Origin of the sequence: Amphritea atlantica, assembly GCF_018860855.1 — a bacterium.
In the GTDB taxonomy this organism is placed as follows: domain Bacteria; phylum Pseudomonadota; class Gammaproteobacteria; order Pseudomonadales; family Balneatricaceae; genus Amphritea; species Amphritea atlantica_A.
In genome coordinates, this window is the sequence record NZ_JAHKQE010000013.1 from 49,130 (window position 1) to 65,674 (window position 16,545).

A 16,545-nucleotide genomic window follows, 5' to 3' on the forward strand; every position below is an offset into this window, starting at 1 on the left:
GGTTATTTGTACGACTTTAGTCTCAAAAAAACAGCTAATTGATACGCTTTAGTCAATCGCTAGCCTTTCAGCTCCGCATCGAGATCGATACCGGCTTCCCGCATTCGGGCCAATTTATAACGCAATGTCCGTGGACTGATACCCAGTTTCTCAGCCGCATCTTTGCGACTACCACCGGTTTCGCGCAACGTTTCGATAATCAGCTGAAACTCATGCTGTTTCATATCACTACCCAGCTGACTCTGCTCATCACTGGCCACCGGTGCCGCATTAATGCGCCCAGCCATATCGGCGGTTTGCATACTACCGGGCTGGATATGCAGATCGGCGGCGCCAATCAACGCACCCTGCTGTAAAATCAGCGAGCGCTGGACGATATTATCCAACTCTCGTACATTGCCCGGCCAGTGATATGCCTGCAAAGCCCGCTGCGCTTCATCACTCAGCGACACGGCGGTACGGTTCATTTTACGGGAATACTTCGCCAACAGACGCTGCGCCAATGGCACGATATCACCGACCCGCTCCCGCAAGGGCAACCATTGCAGCGGGAAAACATTCAGTCGGTAATAGAGATCTTCACGGAATTTATGCTCTGCGACAAACGCTTCCAATTTACGGTTCGTGGTCGCCAGAATGCGCACATCCAAGTTAATCACTTTACGACCACCGACACGCTCAACCTGTTGTTCCTGCAAGACACGTAACAACTTGGCCTGTAGGCCTAAATCCATCTCGGAGATCTCATCGAGTAAAATCGTGCCACCGTTGGCCTGTTCGAATTTACCCGGATTACTGGTATAAGCGCCGGTAAAGGCCCCTTTCTCATGGCCAAACAGAGTGGCTTCCAGCATATTTTCCGGAATCGCCGCGCAGTTAATCGCCACGAACGGCTTATCGGCCCGCGGCGAGTGCATGTGGATATATTGTGCCAACACCTCTTTACCGGTACCGCTTTCCCCCGTAATGAGTACTGTGGAATCAGTCTCAGCCACCCGCCGTGCGACCTGTAATAACTGTTTACTGCTGTTCTCTTCGGCGATCGGTTGGATGTTATCCGGCTCATTTAGATAGGTGCCGGTATACTGTTTCACCACATCGATTAACGCCTCGGGGGCGAACGGTTTCATCAGATAATCCACCGCACCACTGCGCATGGCATCCACCGCTTTATTCACCTGCCCATAGGCGGTGATTAACATGACCGGTAAACAGGGTTGTGTCTGCTGTATTTTTTCCAGCAACTGATGGCCATCCATACCGCCCATATTGACATCACTGACCACCATATCCACCGAGTGCTCTGCGATCACCTCAAGCGCTTGCTCACCGGACTCCGCTTCCAGATAGTCAAAGCCGGCCAGCTCTAGGGTATCGACCAGCGCCTCCCGCAGATCGGCATCATCTTCAACCACTAATATTTGCATCGTCATAAATTATCCGGTCCTGATTGATCGATTAAACCGCTCGGATGAGTGGCTTGGTCTTGATCTTCCATATGGTAGGGGATCAGAAAGGCGGCCTGAGTACCGACACCCGGCTGAGAGCGCAGTAAAAACTCGCCATGGTGCGCCTTCGCTACCACCTGAGCCACCGCTAAGCCTAACCCCGTGCCGTGGGACTTGGTCGAATAAAACGGCTCCATCACCTTGTGACACAGCGCCGCATCCATACCGGGGCCGTTATCCCGCACCTCGATGCCCAACTTATCACCCACCAATTGCGCTTCGATCACCAACTCACTGCCTTTGCCCCCCGCCTGCAGTGCATTGTTAACCAAGTTCATAATCGCCCCCAGCAGGGCGTCTTTATTACACTGTAGCTGTAGATCAGGTACCCGGTTGATACAGTCACAATCCGCATCCCAACTCACCAACGGCATATCCAGCGCATCTTCCAGTTCACGAAACAGCTGCGCGATACTGATGCGATCGTCCAAGCGGGTTTCTCCCCGCGCAAAGATCAACATATCCCGCACCTGCAACTCTAAGTTTTCTAGCCGTGACTTTACTTTACCGGCAAACTTAATTCGCTGCTCGGGGCGCAGTTCAGGCTTCATCAGATGCCCTGCATAGAGTAGCGCGGCGGATAGCGGGGTACGCACCTGATGCGCCAACGACGCCATCATCCGCCCCATCTCCGACAAACGCTGATAATGGGCCAGACGCCCTTGCAGTAAGCGGGTATCGGTCTGATCGGTTAACATCAACAGCTGGCCGGTTTCGTTGGCCAATGTGCTCGTCGATAAGCTGACACGGCGACCGCTTTTTAATGACACCTCGTGACCATCATCGCTACGCGGGGCAAAGCTACGTTGGATGATCGCCACCCAGGTTTCATGTTTGAGCGGCAACCCCAACAACTGCTCTGCCGCACTATTACACTCAGCAATTCGTCCTCGACTATCGATCACCACCACACCGGCAGGCAACAGATCTAGCAGATCTTCCAACCGCCCAGACAGACGATCATGGGCCGCCTGCTTTTCAGCACTCGCTTGACGCATCTGATCAAGCTGCGCCCTTAATCGGCTGTTTTCCTGTTCCAACTGAACAAGCTTAGTCTCTGCGTCTGTCATCATCTATTTTCGCTGAATTCCGTATTTACGCATCTTTTCCACCAACGTCGTGCGGCGAATCTGCAGCAGATCGGCGGCCCGCGCCACCACGCCGCCGGTCTTATCCAACGCCTGAGCAATAAAGCGCTGTTCAATATTCTCGGTATAGGCTTTCAGATCCATGCCCTCTTCGGGCAACACCAAGAGTTCCGCTGAATCTGATTCGGCATCGTCCTGAGCATCAACCGACGCCATATACAGGTCGGGATTCGGCTCATCGATATGACGAAATTTAGCCGGCAACTCACTCACGCCCACCACCGCATCGGGATAGAGAATCGCCAAGCGTTCCACGAGATTGGCCAGCTCACGGATATTGCCCGCCCAATCATGTTGCTGTAACGAACGGATCGCCGCCGGATGAAAACGAATACGGCCAAAACCATCGTTGGCAACGCGGCGGGAAAACTCTTCCACCAAGGGTGGAATATCCTCTATGCGGGCACGCAGAGGCGGCATATCAATCGGGAAAACATTGAGGCGATAATAGAGATCTTCTCGAAAGCTCCTCTCAATGATCATCTGTTCGAGATTTTTATGGGTCGCAGCAATAATGCGCACATCACAATCGATCGTCACACTACCGCCAACCCGCTCAAAACAACGCTCCTGCAATACCCGCAGCAGCTTTACCTGCATCGGCAATGGCATATCACCGATCTCATCCAGAAACAGCGTGCCACCATTAGCCAACTCAAACCGTCCCGCCCGCGAGCTGATCGCGCCGGTAAAGGCTCCTCGCTCGTGACCAAACAGCTCACTTTCCAGTAGATCCGCCGGAATTGCACCGCAGTTAACCGGCACAAAAGGCCCACTGTTGCGTTTCGATGCCCGATGCAGATTATTGGCGATAATCTCTTTACCCGTACCGCTCTCGCCGGTAATCAGAACATTAACATCCCGTCCGGCCACCTGACTGATCATTTTACGCACCAGCGCCATCGCCTCGCTGTGCCCCACCATGCCTTCAAACTGGCTAGCCACAGACTTAGGGGAAAACAGATCTGGCTGCCCAGCATACTGTAGCTGCAACTGGCGGTAGATCAGTGCGCGATGCAACATCACGGTTAGTTCGGTCAAACTCGCATCGGGATTCAGCCGCCCGATGATTTTTTCCTGCAACGGTTCCGGCAACTGCTCTAGTGCAGGCCAAGGGGTCATCGCGATCACCGGCAGTTTGTCATCTAACTGATCCAACTGCTGCATCAGCTTTTCCACCGAGATCGGCACGCTGCAATGCCCCAACCAAACCACCGCGCGATCTCCCGGCTCCGTAACATTCTGCAGCCAAGAAACATAATCGGTCGTTATATGGCTGATTTCAGCGAAGTCTAACCGCTTTGACAGGTGGATTCGGCTATCAGCATCATCATCAATATAAATAATATGTAGCGGGCTACTCATAGGGTTACCAAATTCATAGTCACTCTCGCTCAGTATCAACAGGCTGATGATTCAGCCGAGACCTTAAGCACAAGGTTCTAACAAGAATACGTCAAATTTATGACATGCAGAGATAAAAGACAACATAATCAGTGATGTTTTTTTGACGCCTTCAAATTTAACACCTTTAAAAAGCCACTCGCTCTCTAACACGCCTCAGCATCCGCCATGCCCTGTGTTAAAAACACCAGACAACAAAAAACCGCCCAGAGGCGGTTTCAAAGTTTTCAGCAAGAATTCGCTGTTATCTCAAACAGCGCTCTGCGTCAAAATAGTTATGCGGGCACGTCCATCTGTGTCCAACCGGATTTAATCTCTAATAAAAGATTCATCACTTCTTGAACGGTCTCCGCATCATTTTCGCGGTTTGCCTTAGAGATAGTACGCACCATATAGTCATACAAGGCGTCCAGATTTTCAGCAATATCTCCACCTTTTTCAAGATCGAGAAAGTCTTTCAAACCCAGAATAATGTCGCTCGCTTTATTCAGCTGGTCTGCGCGGCCCTGTATATCTTTCCGTTCAATAGAACCCTTCGCTTTTGCCAACGCGGTTAATGCGCCATCAAACAACATCGTGATCAACTGCTGTGGTGAAGCGGTCTGTACCGCCGTTGAAAGACCCACGCTTTTATACTGTTTTAAAGCATTCAGATTAACATTCATTTTTTAACAATCCCAAAACACTATAAATTATGATGAATATGTAAATGGTAAACGATCCGTCAGCCCCGTCAGCGAGTCTGAGGTACTACTAAAGCTGGCAATAATCTGCTCCATGGCCAAGTATTGCTGTGTTAAGCGGTCGCTGGTAATACTCATTTTTCGATCAAGACTTTCCTGATCATCCTCAATACCATCAAGCTGGTTGTTAATACTATCTTCTCTCGACTGAATTACGCCGGTACTCGAGAGAAAATTATCGATCAGCAGTGATAGCTCACCGGCAAAACCGCGAGAAAAGGTGAAACTAAAGTCACCCGTCGCGCCCTCTTCAACAGTTATATTGAGGCCATAAGGATCACTACCAATTTCAGGCAACAGCACTTCACCCGAACCAAATGCGGCTACACCTTCAATCATACCCGCAGCGTCTACCCCAGTCGTCGCCGTCGAGCTATTCGATAAGCCGGTTGCGGTGGCAAAGTCAGTGCCTGTACTGGCGGCAAACTGTACCTTAGAGGTACTACCGTATTGACGGGACTGCAGCTCTATTTTGCCATCGTCATTAATGGTGACATCCACAAAGGATTTGGTGCTATTGATCTCGCTATCACTATTAATCAATGTTTGCAGTTCGGCACGCAACTCTTCGGCGGTGGTGAAATCACCGGATAAGGTTAATTCACCCGAGGTTGTACCATCCACGCTTACGGCAAAGGTAAAATCACCCGCGGGAGTATCGTCTGTATTAAAGGCGGCAAAGACCGCATCACTCAACACGCTGCCTTTAGTGGGGGAAGTCGTCACCGATCCGCTATAGGTACCAGAGACTGTCTCGGTTGCATAACTACCAATCACAACATCGACACCGCTGTGAGTAGAAGAGGTCTGCGGAGAGAAAATAGCCGCAACCTGATCAAATTGATCAGCCATCGCAGTTTCAAAATCATCTTCATCGATGCCCAACGTACCATCCAACTCAGTACGAATACCCAAATTCGTCAGGGCATTAAAATCACTCACACCCGGGACTGCATCCCCAATCATGCTACGAATACGGCTTAACAGGTTTTTAGCCGTGCCATCGGTTGCCAGATCACCTTGTGTCGTTTCATTCGTATCGGCATCAGTCGAGATGCCCGTCAATGCTTGCAGGGTGTTATATAGGTTGTTATAGCCTTCAACAAAATCACGGATGGCCGTTTCAGCGGAATCCTTCTCTTCAGAGATAGAGAAGGTAAACTTCTCACCAGGGCTGGCCTTATTGATTGAGAATGACAGCCCCTGCATCACATCATCAATCTCATTACTGTCGCGATAGACATCCAAACCATTCAGTTTTAAGTGGGCATCTTGCCCTTGCTGGGTTTCAGTCACGCCGCCAGAGTAATCCGCGTTAAACTCAAACGCACTCAATCCATCGGTATCTTTACTGGCATCATCACTGGTGATTTGCAGTGCATTGCTCTCACCCGACGGTGCTGAAATCATTAGCTGGTAATTACCATCCACCAGCAAAACCGACGCTTGCACATCGGAATCGGCGTCATTGATTTTATCAGCGATATCCTGCAACGAATCATCAGCGGTCACCGCGATATTGATCGCTGTCTGCGTTTCGTTGAGGGCAAACGATTGCGGTATAGGATTCTCAGGATCAGTCTCATCGTAGGTCCAGCTGCCTAGACTGATGGTCAGATTACCCGACACATTGATCGCCGAGCTTGTATCAGAAGCGGTCGTACTCACCGCCAATGACTGCGCCTGCGCAACCTCGATCACTTCCAGCTGATAACTACCGACCTGAGCATTAGCACCGAGACTATTCGGTGTAACAACGTCCGTCTCGGGAAAGGAGACAGCACGGGAATTAAACGTATCATTATTCGCCAAAGGCTCTAACAGCCCCTGAAATTCAGACAAACTACTTTTTAATGTACCGTAGGCTGAAATCTGCGCATCTAGCGTTTCTTTCTTAGCGTCGAGGCTTGCTTGCTGAGGTGCCTTTTCGGCCTCGACAAGCTGACTAACCAGTGAAACGGTATCGATACCTGAGCCAAAGCCCAATGCGGAAATAATACTGGTTTCCATCACAACCTCTTTCGTCTAAATGCAGCAACAATTAATGATATAAAACTACGCTTATTAGTATAGTAGTTTACACCCTATCAAGCATGATCGTTAAATATTAACCCCATCATGCCATCAAGATGTTTAGCCAGTTTTAACGCCTCTTCAGAGGGGAACTGACGAATCACTTCCTGGGTTTCGCTATCCATCACCTTCACCACGGTGGCATCGGTCTCGCTATCCACCGAGAAATTCAAATTTCGTTGACCGTTATGCATAAATTCATTCAATTTATCCACAACCGCCTGCATCTCTTCAGCGGTCATATCCTGTTGAGCACTGTCAGTCACGGGCACATTGCTGATGGCTTCCGTTCCATTTTTGGACCCTACTGACTGCGATACGGTAGGCTGCGTTGCGGTAACCGCGCTGCCTGAATTCATAGATTCAACTGACATTTTCATTATCCTCAACGAAAAATCCCCCACCAACGGTGGGTGAGGGATCTTAGATTACAGGGCTTAGCGAAAGCATAGCGTTTAAGTCAAACCCTAAAGCGCTATGTTTAAACGCTTACTGTAGTAGTGACAACACCTGCTGTGGTGCAGCGTTAGCTTGAGCCAACATCGCAGTACCCGCCTGTTGCAGCACTTGCGCACGGCTCAGGTTAGCGGATTCTTCAGCAAAGTCAGCATCTTCGATACGTGACCGTGCAGCAGAAACGTTCTCTGATACGTTAGACAGGTTGCTCACGGTAAAGTCTAGACGGTTAGCCACCGCACCCATATCACCACGAGTCGAGTTGATAGTTTCGAGTGCGTTATCAATGATACCGATCGCTTTTTGCGCGCCGGCAGCTGTAGAAATATCAAGACTGCTCAGCGAAGAACCGAATGTACCACTAGAAGTAGAGTTAGCATCCAGTAGACCAGTTGCCAGCGCACCATCCGCTGTAACATCAACGCTAATTGGTGAACCACTATCAGAGGTCAGCTTAACACCACCTAAAGTATCAGCAGGTGCAGTATTCAAATCTAGTACTGCTTGGAAAGCAGCACCTGTATCGGCAGCACCAGTGTCATCACCAAATGTTATAGATGATACATCACCTTCAAAACGCAACTGTTGACCATCTAAAACCGCGGTAATACCTGTAGAGCTTGTTTTCGCATTAATTGATGCAGCCACATCAGCGATAGTAGCATCACTCGTAGTATCAATAATCACACCGTTCAAGCTGAAATCAGCTATAGCTAAACCGGAACCTGCAGTATCAGATGTATCAATTTCAACCGATGTAAAGGCATTAGCTGTAACGCCTGATTCATCACTAACGGCATTAATGGCAGCCACAGTATCTTGTAAATCGCCGGTTTCTCCAGCACCAACAGTAACACCATTGATGGTGACATCACCAGACGCAAGTGTCGTAGTACCGCCATCTGAAGCAACCCCTTCAATAACGCCAGAAACGTTACTTTCACGGAAACCTAACGCAGTTAAATCAGCTGTAGTACCGGCTGAACCACGCTCGACAGTGATGTCATCACCAGAATCTGAAGATAGAGTAATAGACGCCTGTACAGTAGCGGCTATGGTACCAGCGGCTCCACCAGCATCTGTAATACCCACACTCGCAACATTTTCAGCACTAATACTCAGCTCATTATCATCGGTAATTGAAGCGCTTAGTAAACCGCCACCTTCTTCGTTTAGCTTATCAACCAAAGACTCTAGGCTATCAGTATCCGTTACACTAATTGCTGCAGTAGTACCATCAAGCTTAGTCAAGGTAACTGTTAATGTGTCGGTACCTTCAACCAAGATGCCGTCACCTGAAGTAGTCGCAGTTAGCTCTGCATAACTCGAAGCCGAAACCCCACTCACATTGGTATTAATAGAATCAACAAGGTCACCCAGGTTATCGCTGGATCCGGTATAGGACTCACCGATTGCCATAATAGACTGGCCATTAATCAGCACTGTATTATTTTCAAGAGCGATACTAGCTTTGGTAATAGAGGCACCCATGACATCAGCACTAGTAGAACCTAAGCCCAATGATTTGGAATCCATTGCGCCGATTTCCATCTCGATAGTCTGGTTCGCTTCAGAACCCACCTGCAGACTGATCGTACCGATACTGCCATCAAGAACATTTTGGCCGTTGAAGCTAGTGGTTTCAGAGATACGATCCAGTTCAGCGATCAACTGGTTGACTTCCGCATTCATGGTTGCACGGTTACCACTATCGTAGGTACCAGACGCAGACTGAATAGAGAGTTCACGCATACGTTGCAGGATGTTGGTTGATTCGTCCAACGCACCTTCAGCGGTTTGAATCAGTGATTGACCATCGTTGGCGTTACGTACCGCTTGGTTAAGACCACTCACCTGAGAGGTCATCCGGCTAGCGATCGACAAGCCTGCCGCATCATCAGCCGCTGAGTTGATACGCTTACCACTACTCAGTCGCTCCATCGCTTGATCTTGCTCGTTCAACGAACTAGTCAAGTTACGCTGAGCGTTTAACGACATGATGTTGGAATTAATTACTAAGCTCATGAGTTGTTCTCCTCATATCAACCAGTTCTGACTGGCCGTTAATTTGTGCATTGTCGGTATCGTTCTAACGCTATTAACATTGGAGCGCTACCGGGTATGGAATACTTTATCGACCATCTTTCTAGATACTTTAGCGATTCTTTTAACGCTTTTCTTAGAGTCAGCGCTGATGTTCTTTGATAGTCTTAACAGAATCGCTTAGCAACTGCCTTAATCTGGCCAAGTAACTACTTTATCGGCCAATCATCAGCGGGCTTTAGAAAATAGTCAGGATAAAACCATGCTCGATAAAATCAGCCAGGCCTTGGCCTTAACCCAACAGATGTTGGCCGCCACCGAACACCAGCATTGGGATGAGGTAGAGAAGTTACAGCTGGCCCGACAACGGCTAATCAAACAATCCGAAGCCTTACCCACCCCCACCGATCAAGCCACCTCCGAGCAGATCAGCCAGCAGATCACCGCCATGCAAACGCTCAACGACCAAATCGCCCCGCTGTTGGAACAACGCCGCCAAACGTTGATAAAAGAAAAATTACAAACCAACAAAGGCCAAAAAATGAACAAAGCGTACAAATCCACGTAGGGTGCTGGTGAGCTTTGCGAACCGCACCATCGACAAACAGGTTTCGATTCAATCAACGGTGATTGCTTATCCTTCATTGCACCATCGGTGCGGTTCATGCTTCACCGCACCCTACATGTAAGGTGACTGCGAACCGCACCAGCCGTGACATCGGTGCAGTTCATTCCGTAGGGTGCTGGTGAGCTTTGCGAACCGCACCATCGGCGACGCATCACCAACACCGGCATTATTCTCCGAGGTTTATGTCGTTATTATCAAACCATGCCCAATTTTCGGGATAAACACCGCGTTTCACATAACGGTGAAAACTGGAATATGGCCAATCGCACACCCTTGAGACCCAACCATGTTTAACCGGATTCCAATGGATATAATCGATATGGTGACGCAGATCCCGTTCATCACGAATCAAGTGTTCCCAATAACGACGTTGCCAAATGCCCCGCTCGCCTCTTTTCATTCGGCTGAGAGAACGTGCTTCTGTTGCGGGGATTTCACGGGAGAACCCCGCTTTAATCAAGGCCCATCGCGTTTTAAAATCCATATCACCCGGCGGTAACGTCCAAATGCAGTGTAAGTGTTCGGGTAACACCACGATGGCATCGATTTTAAACGGATGATGATGTTTAACGTTGCGGAAGATCTTTCTTAACGAGGAAATATGATCAGTTAATAGCGACTGATTGTGACGCTCTGCGCAATTAACCGTGAAAAAGTAAGTTCCACCCTGAACCTTCATTCTGCGGTAATCAGGCATTCCTTGCCCTCCGTTCACGTAAAATGCTGATGAGTTTGCGAACCGTACCCGTGATATCGGAGCGGTTTATTTTTCATTGCACCATCAGTGCGGTTTATTCATCGCCGGAACCATTGGTGCGGTTCATTCTTCATTCCACACCACCGGTGCGGTTCGTTCCTCACCGGCACCCTACACGTAAGGTGCTGGTGAGCTTGCGAACCGCACCAGCACCCCACACGGAGGTACCAATCGGATTAACTGATATAGTTAAACAACGATAATGATGTCACTTGGCCGAAGGTGGCTTGTGCGGCTTCAAGCGTGATCTCTTCTAATTTGAATTGGCTGATGACTTCATCCAGACTCGCATCCTCCAATGATGACAGGGTGGATTCGGTGATCAATTGAAAATCCAAATTTGAACTAGTGGCGTATTCTAAAGTTTGCAGACGTGAGCCTAAGGTTGAGCGCGCGGCCAGCATCTGTTCGGCGCCCTCTTCGAACTGCGAAATTCCCGTCGCTACCGCCTCATTCAATGCGGTTTGATCTTCCGCAGATTCCACAGGCTTAGCCAGTACACTGGCTAAATCAGTCGCTACTTCTAAAATATTCTTTCGTTCTGAAGACGTATTAATAACCATGGTATTTTCATCTGAGTCAGTCGATACCATCGGTGTACGGTCAAGCTCAAAGGTTAAACCTTCATATTCAACAGTATCACCCGGCACAAAGGCAGCTGAATCCAGCGTGTTACCACCGCTATCACTGATGGTATAGCTATAATTGCCAACCGTGCCCGCCACGGTAACCGACAGATCACCTAGTCCATCGGTTGCTTTTGAGAAAGCCTCTTCCGCTGCCTCATTGGCAAACCCTGCTTCAGCGATAAAACTATTCCCGTTCGATACCGCTTGGCCCGTCAGGTTGACTTCCAAAGGCCCTTCAACTGATTCAAACAGGTACTGCCCTGAATCATTCGACGCCACATACAGACTGCTACCGACCTGAATCATGCGCTGCCCATCATCGCCCATGTATTCATAACTACCATCACCGGAGGCGACATAGGGCTGAGTTGAACCTTTACTGCCGGCAAAGAGGTATTCACCTTCAGAATCCTGAGTGTTCATCAAACCCGCCACATAATCCGTCAACTGATATAGTTCACTGGAAATACTGGCCCGATCCTGATCACCTAGCACGCCATTACCCGCCTGAACGGCCAATTCACGCATACGATCCACGGCAATATTAATGTCGCTAAGGATGGTATCTTCTAACTCTAAGCGACGTTCGGTGACATCGATATTGTCTTCGTACTTTTCGCTCTGGGCGAGTTCACGCTCAAGCTTGATTACCTGCGCCGCGGCAACGGGGTCATCTGAGGGATTCACCAGTTTTTTACCGGTGGTGATCTGCTCTTGCAGGTTGGCTAACTTAACCTGACTCTGCTGCATATTATCGGCGGCTTTCAAGTACTGCTGCTGGGTTGAGATACGCATAATTCAACCTTTCTATTAAAAACTATTTAACAAACTGTCAAAAATCGTCTGAGAGACTCGAATTAGCTGGGCGGATGCCTGATAGGCTTGTTGATATTGCACCAACTTTACCGCTTCTTCATCGAGGTTAACCCCTGACACGCTGTCTTTGGCGCTGGTTGACGTTTCCAACACCGCCTTATTCGCTTGCTCGGAGATCAGCGCCGAAGCGGTACGAGTACCGACCCTTTCAACGAGGCTGCCATAAACATCTTGATATGAGCCATTGTCTAACAGCTCACTTTGCTGCAGGTTAGAGAGCGCTATCGCATTACGGTTATCCGACACGCCATCTTCGTTGAAGCCAAAGCTAAAACGGTCTCCGGGGCTTGGCAGATTAGCAATACTGACCGAGTAACCATCTAACTGAATCTCACCGCCAGCGGTAAACGCCTGATCAGATAGCGGCCCAACCAACGGATCTAGCTCCAAAACCACGGGGTTATCGGCATCCGTCATATCATAAATGGTGTAGGTCATCTCTGAATCAGGAGTTCCCGCATCTGGGGTATTAAAGACAATCTGTATCGGCGGCGCTAACTCGCCACTGGTCACGGCGATATCACTAGAATCGGTCACCTGAGCCGTCGCCACCCCCGTGCCTTGGTTATCCACGCCACTGGTAACACGGATAGGGGAAGCCAATGCAAGCTGTCGACCGTCTTGAATAACCAGCGATAAATCTTCAGCGCCGGTTTTAACCGGCTGAATCAAAAATCGATCCCCCGACGCTAAGGCGTTAGAGGTATCGATGGTCACCTTGATGCCATCCACCGCAAAGGAGAGAGAACCACTATCGGCATCATAAAAGTATTCGCCCTGTTCCACCGACGCCATGGCGTTACTCACGTCACTCGAGGTTAACGCGGTTAACGGTGTCGGATCGGTGACCTCCGTCAGTTGATTGATGGAGATCTGCTGACCATCACTATTACGAGTAAGGGTTAGCTTATTGTTAGCGCCAACCACTAATTCGTAATCCGACGCCTGCAGTTGGGAAATATCCTGAATCTCCACCTGCGCCGTCTGTATATTGGAAATATTATTACTGCTTGAGGATATCCGCTGCTGCTGTAATACATCACTGTTCATATCGGTAAACAGGTTGCCACCGAAATCATTATTCAGGTCAATACCGGCCTGATGCTGTTCATTCATGCTTTCGGCAAAACCGATCGCAATGAGCCCCAGCTCGTTACGCGCATCACCCAACGCCTCTTCACGATATTCCAGCAAACCACCGATTTTTCCGCCGGTCACTGAATCGTTGATATTGGTCACATTACCGGCAATAACCAGCGCCAATTCATTCTGCGAACCATCGGGATCTCCCTGCACGGTGATCACTCGCTCAGCGGACGAACCAACCACTAACGGCTGCCCATTACCGATAAAGATACTGTATTGATCAGAACTTTGATCAACCACCGCCACACCAACCAACTCTGTCAGTTGATTGGTCAGCTCATCTCGTTGATCACGTAGATCATTGGCCGAGTTATTGGCGGCATCGGCGATCTGGATATTTTTATTCAGCGCGGCAATGCTTTCAGCTAAGGTCGATACTTGGCTGGCATACCCTTCAAGCTGCTGATTAATCGTTTCTTCTTGGCTAAGAATCGTGGCATCTAAACTATTAAAACGCTGCACTAAGGCATCGGATTGCGCGACAAAGAGTTCTCGGCTGGCAATAGAGGTGGGGTCATCGACCACATTCTGCAACGCGCCAAAATAATCATCTAAGGCAGCAGATACACTTTGCGTATCACTGGCCAGCATATTATCTAACCGTGAAGACATATCAGCATAGGTAGATGATTGATTATAGGAAGACAGATCGGTCCATACCTGTTGGGTAAGAAACTGATCGGTGATCCTTTCAATATCCTGTACGAATACACCGGACAGATCAGGCATGGTGACTAAACCGACCTGCTGACGACTATAGCCATCCGTGTTGACGTTACTAATATTTTGACCGACAGTATTCAGCGCGGCTTGGTTGGCCTGCGCGGCCTGACTACCAATGTTTAACAAATTGGACATATATAAACTCCCGGGAACACTCTATCGGCAAAGCAGGGAGCAGACAGGTTTCACCTTATGACTGCTCACTATAGCGGCCAACCCCTAACTTTCTTTAATACTAGAACCGACACTCGTACCGGTGCTAAGCCCCGCCAAAACATCCCCATCAAAAATTCGACCGATTTTCTCGGCATAGTTGGGATCTGTGGCATAACCGGCCTGCTGTAAACTACTCAGGTAACCGTATGGATCACCGGCCTGTTCGAGTGCCTGTTGATAACGCGGGCTGTTAGTTAAAAACTCGGCATAATCACGAAAGCTCTGCTCATAAGAATCGTATACTCGAAACGAAGCACGCTCCTGCTGCGCCACACCATCACGAAATTCGACGGTGCCCACCTGCGCTTTCTCGCCATCCCAACGGCTATCCGCCTTAATATTAAAGAGGTTATGGCTGGTGCCATCGGGTGTCTGAATCAGATAGCGTCCCCAACCGGTCTCAAGTGCCGACTGGGCTAATAACACCTTAGGATCAACCCCCAACTCTGCCGCCACGCTCTCGGCCAACGGTAATAGGGTTGCCACAAACTGCTCTGGAGTATCGAAACGTCTCGGCTGCGAAGGCTCTGTTGCTGTCTGCTCCTGTGCTGCGGTGTCACTAACACTCACTTCTGTAGCTTCAGGAACGTCGAGTGCCGCTTGCGTCGATTCTTGCTCGGCTTGTTGCTCTAATGCTCGGCTATTCGCCTGTGCTTGACCCAAAATCGCAGACGCCGCCATACTCGCGGCGGTATCGACGGTGCGGTTTAACATCCGTTCTGAGTCGGATAGCGGTTTCAGCCGATTTTCCTCATCATCACTCTCCAGTCGTGGATCAACATTGCCGCCCAACTGCCGCACCAAAATCTCAGCTAAACCAAAGCCTTTATTTTCGGCGATCTCTTTCGTCAGCTGGGTATCGCTCATCTGCTGATAAAATTCCACCTGCGGACTATTGAAATAGCTGTCTTCGGAAAAGCTAGCATTGGCTTCGCGCATACTTTTGACCAGCATGTTTAAAAACAACTGTTCAAACTGTTCCGCCACCGCTTGCAGGGCTTCAGGATCTTTATCCTTAGCCTGTTGGCGCAACTTATTCATCTCACCTAATTCGGTGAAAAGCTGAGCATGTTGACTCGGGTCAGTGTTCATCATCAGCCTCAGATAACAATCAGTTCTGCTTTTAGGGCACCGGCTTGCCGCAACGCTTCCAAAATCGCCATTAGATCACCTGGAGCAGCCCCTACTTGGTTAACCGCTTCAACAATATCCTGCAAAGAAGCACCCGGCGAAAATTCAAACATATGGCCACTCCCCGCATCGACTTCAATGCCTGTACGCGGCGTAATGACCGTATCACCACCCGCCAGCGCATTCGGCTGATCGACATTCAGATCTTCGGTGATCGCCACCGTCATACCACCATGGGTGATAGCGACCGGCGAGACACGAACATTCTGACCGATAATAATGGTGCCGGTACGTGAGTTAATAATGACCTTAGCCACTTCCTGCGCAGGCTGAACCTCTAGGTTTTCCAACACCGACAGAAAAGATACTCGCTGATTGGGATTCCGAGGGGCAGACACTCGAATCGAGGTTGCATCCATCGCCTGAGCCATACCGGGGCCTAACAAACTGTTGATCTGTTCGGCGACCCGACGCGCCGTGGTAAAGTCAGCATAGTTCAAATTCAGCACTAAGCTATCGCCCTGTGCAAATGCATTCGGCACCGTTCGTTCAACGGACGCGCCGCCGGGGATACGCCCAACACTGGGCACATTGAGTGATAAGCGAGATCCATCAGAACCTTGTACACCAAAACCAGAGACTACTAGGTTACCCTGTGCAATCGCATAGATTTGACCATCGGCACCTTTCAGCGGCGCCATAATCAAGCTGCCACCCCGCAAGCTTTTAGCATCACCAATGGTCGATACGGTGACATCGATCACCTGACCGGGCTTAGCAAAAGGTGGCAGATCCGCATGCACCGCCACCGCGGCAATGTTTTTCGAGGAAGGGTCCATGCTCGGCGGAATCGCCACGCCAAAGTTATTCAACATGTTGCGAAAGGTCGCCGAGGTAAATGATGTTTTATCGCCGGTGCCATCCAAGCCCACCACTAAGCCATAGCCCACTAATTGGTTACTACGTACCCCAGCGACGGACGTTAGGTCTTTTATCCGTTCGGCATTAACTGTGCTGCTAAACAGCAAGGTCATTAAAGCGATCATCCAGAAACGATTCATCAT

General features: G+C 49.5%; 13 protein-coding genes. 1 reads left to right on the top strand and 12 read right to left on the bottom strand.

Annotation, left to right across the window (positions count from 1 at the left end; all coding sequences use genetic code 11):
- Window positions 1-59: 59 nt before the first annotated feature.
- The 7 genes from KO512_RS05140 to KO512_RS05170 form a co-directional block, all read right to left on the bottom strand.
- Complete coding sequence (locus tag KO512_RS05140; RefSeq protein WP_215951268.1) at window positions 60-1,433, bottom strand: sigma-54-dependent transcriptional regulator; 1,374 nt, start codon at window positions 1,431-1,433, stop codon at window positions 60-62.
- Complete coding sequence (locus KO512_RS05145) at window positions 1,430-2,581, bottom strand: sensor histidine kinase (protein WP_252734834.1); 1,152 nt, start codon at window positions 2,579-2,581, stop codon at window positions 1,430-1,432. Before KO512_RS05145 ends, KO512_RS05140 begins: the two co-directional genes overlap by 4 nt.
- Window positions 2,582-4,021 (bottom strand): sigma-54 dependent transcriptional regulator, encoded by a 1,440-nt coding sequence (locus KO512_RS05150; RefSeq protein WP_215951269.1) that lies wholly within the window; start codon window positions 4,019-4,021, stop codon window positions 2,582-2,584. It lies immediately after the preceding gene.
- A gap of 314 nt (window positions 4,022-4,335) precedes the next feature.
- A complete protein-coding gene (gene fliS / locus KO512_RS05155; RefSeq protein WP_215951270.1) occupies window positions 4,336-4,725 on the bottom strand; it encodes a flagellar export chaperone FliS in 390 nt (129 codons plus the stop codon).
- 27 nt (window positions 4,726-4,752) lie between these two features.
- Window positions 4,753-6,813, bottom strand: coding sequence for a flagellar filament capping protein FliD (gene fliD, locus KO512_RS05160; protein ID WP_215951271.1), 2,061 nt, complete (start codon window positions 6,811-6,813; stop codon window positions 4,753-4,755).
- 77 nt (window positions 6,814-6,890) lie between these two features.
- Window positions 6,891-7,250 carry a flagellar protein FlaG gene (locus tag KO512_RS05165; RefSeq protein ID WP_215951272.1) on the bottom strand — a complete coding sequence of 120 codons (360 nt, stop codon included), beginning with the start codon at window positions 7,248-7,250 and terminating at the stop codon, window positions 6,891-6,893.
- 115 nt (window positions 7,251-7,365) lie between these two features.
- On the bottom strand, window positions 7,366-9,357 hold the full coding sequence (locus KO512_RS05170; RefSeq protein ID WP_215951273.1) for a flagellin: 1,992 nt from the start codon (window positions 9,355-9,357) through the stop codon (window positions 7,366-7,368).
- 280 nt (window positions 9,358-9,637) lie between these two features.
- Here KO512_RS05170 and KO512_RS05175 point away from each other — a divergent pair, with 280 nt between their 5' ends.
- Window positions 9,638-9,943: a flagellar protein FliT gene (locus tag KO512_RS05175; RefSeq protein ID WP_215951274.1), complete on the top strand. Its 306-nt coding sequence runs from the start codon at window positions 9,638-9,640 to the stop codon at window positions 9,941-9,943.
- 226 nt (window positions 9,944-10,169) lie between these two features.
- Here KO512_RS05175 and KO512_RS05180 read toward each other — a convergent pair whose 3' ends face one another.
- From KO512_RS05180 to KO512_RS05200, 5 genes are all read right to left on the bottom strand, one after another.
- Window positions 10,170-10,700 carry an REP-associated tyrosine transposase gene (locus KO512_RS05180; protein ID WP_215951275.1) on the bottom strand — a complete coding sequence of 177 codons (531 nt, stop codon included), beginning with the start codon at window positions 10,698-10,700 and terminating at the stop codon, window positions 10,170-10,172.
- A 236-nt stretch (window positions 10,701-10,936) separates the two neighbouring features.
- Window positions 10,937-12,184 (bottom strand): flagellar hook-associated protein FlgL, encoded by a 1,248-nt coding sequence (gene flgL / locus KO512_RS05185; RefSeq protein ID WP_215951276.1) that lies wholly within the window; start codon window positions 12,182-12,184, stop codon window positions 10,937-10,939.
- A 15-nt stretch (window positions 12,185-12,199) separates the two neighbouring features.
- On the bottom strand, window positions 12,200-14,269 hold the full coding sequence (flgK, locus tag KO512_RS05190; protein ID WP_215951277.1) for a flagellar hook-associated protein FlgK: 2,070 nt from the start codon (window positions 14,267-14,269) through the stop codon (window positions 12,200-12,202).
- An 84-nt stretch (window positions 14,270-14,353) separates the two neighbouring features.
- Window positions 14,354-15,445 (bottom strand): flagellar assembly peptidoglycan hydrolase FlgJ, encoded by a 1,092-nt coding sequence (flgJ, locus tag KO512_RS05195; protein ID WP_252734836.1) that lies wholly within the window; start codon window positions 15,443-15,445, stop codon window positions 14,354-14,356.
- A 5-nt stretch (window positions 15,446-15,450) separates the two neighbouring features.
- Complete coding sequence (locus KO512_RS05200) at window positions 15,451-16,545, bottom strand: flagellar basal body P-ring protein FlgI (RefSeq protein ID WP_436792267.1); 1,095 nt, start codon at window positions 16,543-16,545, stop codon at window positions 15,451-15,453.

Excerpts from the sequence above, each read along its gene's own strand:
- KO512_RS05140 (WP_215951268.1), bottom strand. The coding sequence starts at position 1,433 with ATGACGATGCAAATATTAGTGGTTGAAGATGATGCCGATCTGCGGGAG.
- KO512_RS05145 (WP_252734834.1), bottom strand. The coding sequence starts at position 2,581 with ATGATGACAGACGCAGAGACTAAGCTTGTTCAGTTGGAACAGGAAAAC.
- KO512_RS05150 (WP_215951269.1), bottom strand. The coding sequence starts at position 4,021 with ATGAGTAGCCCGCTACATATTATTTATATTGATGATGATGCTGATAGC.
- fliS (WP_215951270.1), bottom strand. The coding sequence starts at position 4,725 with ATGAATGTTAATCTGAATGCTTTAAAACAGTATAAAAGCGTGGGTCTT.
- fliD (WP_215951271.1), bottom strand. The coding sequence starts at position 6,813 with ATGGAAACCAGTATTATTTCCGCATTGGGCTTTGGCTCAGGTATCGAT.
- KO512_RS05165 (WP_215951272.1), bottom strand. The coding sequence starts at position 7,250 with ATGTCAGTTGAATCTATGAATTCAGGCAGCGCGGTTACCGCAACGCAG.
- KO512_RS05170 (WP_215951273.1), bottom strand. The coding sequence starts at position 9,357 with ATGAGCTTAGTAATTAATTCCAACATCATGTCGTTAAACGCTCAGCGT.
- KO512_RS05175 (WP_215951274.1), top strand. The coding sequence starts at position 9,638 with ATGCTCGATAAAATCAGCCAGGCCTTGGCCTTAACCCAACAGATGTTG.
- KO512_RS05180 (WP_215951275.1), bottom strand. The coding sequence starts at position 10,700 with ATGCCTGATTACCGCAGAATGAAGGTTCAGGGTGGAACTTACTTTTTC.
- flgL (WP_215951276.1), bottom strand. The coding sequence starts at position 12,184 with ATGCGTATCTCAACCCAGCAGCAGTACTTGAAAGCCGCCGATAATATG.
- flgK (WP_215951277.1), bottom strand. The coding sequence starts at position 14,269 with ATGTCCAATTTGTTAAACATTGGTAGTCAGGCCGCGCAGGCCAACCAA.
- flgJ (WP_252734836.1), bottom strand. The coding sequence starts at position 15,445 with ATGATGAACACTGACCCGAGTCAACATGCTCAGCTTTTCACCGAATTA.
- KO512_RS05200 (WP_436792267.1), bottom strand. The coding sequence starts at position 16,545 with ATGATGAATCGTTTCTGGATGATCGCTTTAATGACCTTGCTGTTTAGC.